Here is a 4,188-nt window from a genome sequence, read left to right on the forward strand (position 1 = left end):
GCCCTGGTCGACCCGGAGGGCCGCCCCACCCACCGGCGGCCCCTGCACCGGCTGGCCGTCGCCGGGACGACCGCCGCCTCCCGGCACCGGGCCTCCCCATCGGGCCCCGGCGGGGAGGACGGCCCCTGGCTGACCACGGGCTCGGTGCTGCGCGGCCCCTGGGAGGTGCGTGCGGTCCGGGTCGACGGCGACGCCCGGGGCTCCCTGCTGCGCATCGGCGGTTGGGCGGTGGCCGACACGCGGCCCCCCGGCCGGGCGACGGCCGCCGGCCGCGCCGTCGCCACCACCGCGGACGGACTGCAGGCCCACGCCGTGGGGTTGCACGGGCCGCTGCGTCCGGGCGTCCGCACCTCGACCGGCCGTACCTCACACGGCCCGTACGCAGCCGTCGTCCATCTGGAGTCCCGCCGGGAGCCGCACCCGGGCGAGGTGTACGTCGCGGCGATCGCCCTGGGCCGGGCGGTGGGGGCGGCCCCCGAGGCAGCCGTCCGCGAGGATGCGGACCACCGGGGCGTCGAGGTGGTCGTGACCTGGCCGGACGGGCACACCGACGTGCTGCGGCTCGACGGCTGCCCCAGGCCGGACGGCAGTAGCCCCTGAACCCGGACGGCCCCGGTGGCCGGCGCCTCGCCCGCCCGCCCGGCGGGTCCGTCCCGGCCCCTGCCTGCGGCCGCTCCGGAACGGCACGGTCCCCGGGCCGCCGTCCTCACAGGGGCACCGGCGCGGCCTCGGGGAGCGGGGCCTCCGCGCCGATCGGCTGCTCCGCCCAGATGGTCTTGCCGCGGTCGGTGGCGCGGGTCCCCCACCGCTGGGCCACGTGCCCGACCAGCGCCAGCCCCCGGCCGCCCTCGTCGGTGGTCCGGGCGTGCCGCAGATGCGGAGCCGTACTGCTCCCGTCGGAGACCTCGCAGGTCAGCGTGCGGTCCCGGATCAGCCGCAGGGTGATGGGCGCACCGGCGTACTTGACGGAGTTGGTGACCAGCTCACTGACGATCAGCTCGGTGGTGAACACCTCCTCGTCCAGCGCCCAGACGGAGAGCTGACGGGTGGCGAGCAGCCGGGCGGTGGCCACGGCCGCGGGGTCGGCGGGCAGCTCCCAGGCGGCGACCTGGGAGCTGCCCAGGACCCTGGTGCGGGCCACCAGGACCGCCGCGTCGTCACCCGCGTCCTCCGGGAGCAGTGCCTCCGCGAGGGCCACACAGAGTTCGTCCGGGTCCCGCGCGGCATCCGGGCGCGTCAGCTGCCGGACCAGTTCCCCGCGGCCGGTGCCGTCCCGCCGCGTCTGCAGCAGGCCGGGGGTGTGCAGCACCAGCAGACTGCCCTCGGGCAACGTCACCTCGGCCTTGCCGAACAGCGGCCCGGTGCACCCGAGCGGTGGGCCGACCGGCAGCTCGGGGAGGTCGACGGTCCCGTCGGGGCGGAGCACCGCCGGCCCCGGGCCGCCGGCGGTGGCCATGGTGCACCGCCGGGTGACCGGGTCGTACACCACGTACAGGCAGGTGGCACCGGCCTCGCCGGCACGGGCTCCGCAGGCCTGCCCGCCGCCGGTGTCCGCGCCGCCGTCCGAGCCGTCCCGGGACAGGTGGCGCACCACCTCGTCCAGACGGGCGAGCACCTCGTCGGGCGCCAGGTCCAGAGCGGCGAGCGTGTGCACGGCCGCCCTCAGCCGTCCCATGGTGGCCACGGTGCGCAGACCCCGTCCCGGGGCGCTGCCCACCACCAGGGCCGCCCGGGCCCCCGGCAGCGGGATGACCTCCGCCCAGTCGCCGCCGGCGCCGGAGTGCACCAGGTGATGCGCCGCCACCACGGCGCTGGGGGCGGGGAGCCGGCGGGGCAGCAGTCCGCGCTGCAGCGCCAGTACGGCGTTGCGTTCGCGGACGTAGCGGCGGGCGTTGTCCAGGGCGACCGCCGCGCGGCCCGCGAGGTCCACGGCCAGCACCAGGTCCGCCTCCTCGAAGGGAGCGTCCCCGCGCCGGCGACGGCAGGTGACCAGCCCCAGGACCGAGTCCCGGGCGACCAGCGGGACCAGCATCAGGGAGTGCACCCCGTCCTCCGGCTCGGCGCAGTCACGCGCCGGGTCGGAGTGCACCAGGGCGCCGTCCCCGGCCACCGGGCGGACCAGTCGCGGCTGGTGGTCGGCGAGTGCCCGGAGTGCGGACGCACCCACCGGGCAGCTGCCGGCCTCGGCGGCCGGGTACGCCCCGGCGGTGCCGTCCGTCCGGCGCGACCGGGAGGCGGCGCGCAGCAGCTCCACTCCCGGTTCGGCCGGGCCGGAGGGGATCTCGTCCCCGCCCAGCACCGGCTCCAGCACGTCCACCGCGACGCTGTCCGCCAGCCTGGGCACCATCACCTCGGCCAGTTCCTGGGCGGTGCGCAGCACATCGAGGGTCGTCCCCACCCGCTCGCCCGCCTCGGCCACCAGGGCGAGGTGCTCCTGGGCGCGACGGCGCTCGGTGACGTCGATCGCGGTGTCCGCGATGCCGAGGACCCGGCCCTCGTCGTCGTGGAGCCGGAACAGGGACGTCGAGTAGATGTGCTCGTGCTCCGGGTCGCCCGGCGGCCGGCCGCGCTTCTCGAAGCCGATCACCGGCTCGCCGGTCTCCAGCACCCGGCTCATCACCTGCTCGGCCGTCTCGCCCCCGAACTCGGGCCAGGCCTCGATGGTCCGGTGCCCCAGGGTCTGCTGGATGGAGGTGCCGCGCATCCCCTCGGCCGCCGCGTTGAACCGCAGCAGCCGCAGCTGCGGGTCGAGGACGAACAGGCCCACCGGGGAGCGGGTGAAGAGCGCGTCCAGCAGCGCGCCGTCGATCGCCGGGTCGGGTCCGGTGCCCGCCGCGGTGAGCTCGACGGTCCAGCGGGGCCCGTCGGCCGTACCGGCGGCCTCGGCGCGCACCCGGACCCGGCAGCCGACCGCATGGCCGTCGCGGTGCCGCAGTCCGACGTCCCCCGTGTCGCCGGCGCCGTCCGTCGCCCCCGCGAGCAGTTCCGTCACCGGCCGGCCGACCACCCGGGCCGCCGGATGCCCCAGCAGCCGCTGCGCGGCGGGGCTCCACTCCACCACGACGCCCCGTGCGTCCACCACCAGGCGGGCCCGGTCCTGGGCGCCGGGCTGCCGCCCGCCGTTCTCCGGCGCCGATGCGTTCATGATCACCCGCCTGTCCTCGCTCCGGCGCGTGCTCCTCCTCCCAGTCTTCCGCACCGTGCCCGGATGCGCCGTACCGGCGGACCCCGGCCGCCCGCCCGCGGCGGCTTGCCCTGGAGCGCACTCCAACTCGTAGCGTGAGACGCATGACAACACCTCAGCGCAGGATCGACTCGGGGTTCGACGCCCGGAGCACCGCGGACGACGTACTCCGGGGGGTCGACCTCACCGGCAGACTCGCCCTTGTCACCGGCGGCTACTCGGGCCTCGGACTGGAGACGACCCGCGCCCTGGTCCGCGCAGGCGCCCGTGTGGTCGTCCCGGCCAGGCGGCCGGCGGCCGCGAAGGAGGCGCTCGGCTCCCTCGACGGGGTGGAGGTGGACGAGCTCGACCTCGGGGATCTGGAGAGCGTGCGGGGGTTCGCCGAGCGCTTCCTCTCCTCGGGGCGCTCCCTCGACATGGTGATCAACAGCGCCGGGATCATGGCGTGCCCGGAGACCAGGGTCGGCCCCGGCTGGGAGGCGCAGTTCGCCACCAACCACCTCGGCCACTACGCGCTGGTCAACCGGCTCTGGCCGGCGATCGCCGCGGACGGCGGGGCCCGGGTGGTCTCGGTGTCCTCGGCGGGCCACCGCCGCTCGGGCATCCGCTGGGACGACGTGCAGTTCGAGCGCGGATACGACAAGTGGGAGGCCTACGGGCAGGCGAAGACCGCCAATGTGCTGTTCGCCGTCCGGCTGGACGCCCTCGGCCGGGACGCGGGGGTCCGGGCGTTCGCGCTGCACCCCGGCGGCATCCTCACACCGCTGCAGCGCCATCTGCCCAGGGAGGAGATGGTCGCTGCCGGCTGGATCGACGAGGCGGGCAACCCGGTGAACGCGTCGTTCAAGACGCCCGAGCAGGGTGCCGCGACCCAGGTGTGGGCGGCGACCTCCCCGCAGCTGGCGGGCATGGGCGGGGTGTACTGCGAGGACTGCGACATCGCCGAGCCCGCCGCCGAGGACGGCTCGCGCGCGGGTGGCGTCCGGGCGTATGCCACCGACCCC

General features: G+C 76.8%; 2 protein-coding genes and 1 pseudogene. 2 read left to right on the forward strand and 1 reads right to left on the reverse strand.

Annotated features, from left to right (window positions below; all coding sequences use genetic code 11):
- Positions 1 to 600, forward strand: a pseudogene (locus AOK09_RS28580) (DUF2264 domain-containing protein); the annotation flags it as partial.
- 106 nt (positions 601 to 706) lie between these two features.
- Here AOK09_RS28580 and AOK09_RS28585 read toward each other — a convergent pair.
- Complete coding sequence (locus tag AOK09_RS28585; RefSeq protein ID WP_063796102.1) at positions 707 to 3,145, reverse strand: SpoIIE family protein phosphatase; 2,439 nt, start codon at positions 3,143 to 3,145, stop codon at positions 707 to 709.
- A gap of 143 nt (positions 3,146 to 3,288) precedes the next feature.
- On the opposite strand from AOK09_RS28585, the gene AOK09_RS28590 reads away from it, so the two are divergent.
- Positions 3,289 to 4,188, forward strand: a 900-nt coding sequence (locus AOK09_RS28590) for an SDR family NAD(P)-dependent oxidoreductase (RefSeq protein WP_055590135.1), incomplete at its 3' end; no start/stop codon positions are given.

This window comes from Peterkaempfera griseoplana (genome assembly GCF_001418575.1).
GTDB lineage: Bacteria > Actinomycetota > Actinomycetes > Streptomycetales > Streptomycetaceae > Peterkaempfera > Peterkaempfera griseoplana.

Coding starts and splice junctions, on each gene's coding strand:
- AOK09_RS28585 (WP_063796102.1), bottom strand. CDS start 3,145: ATGAACGCATCGGCGCCGGAGAACGGCGGGCGGCAGCCCGGCGCCCAG.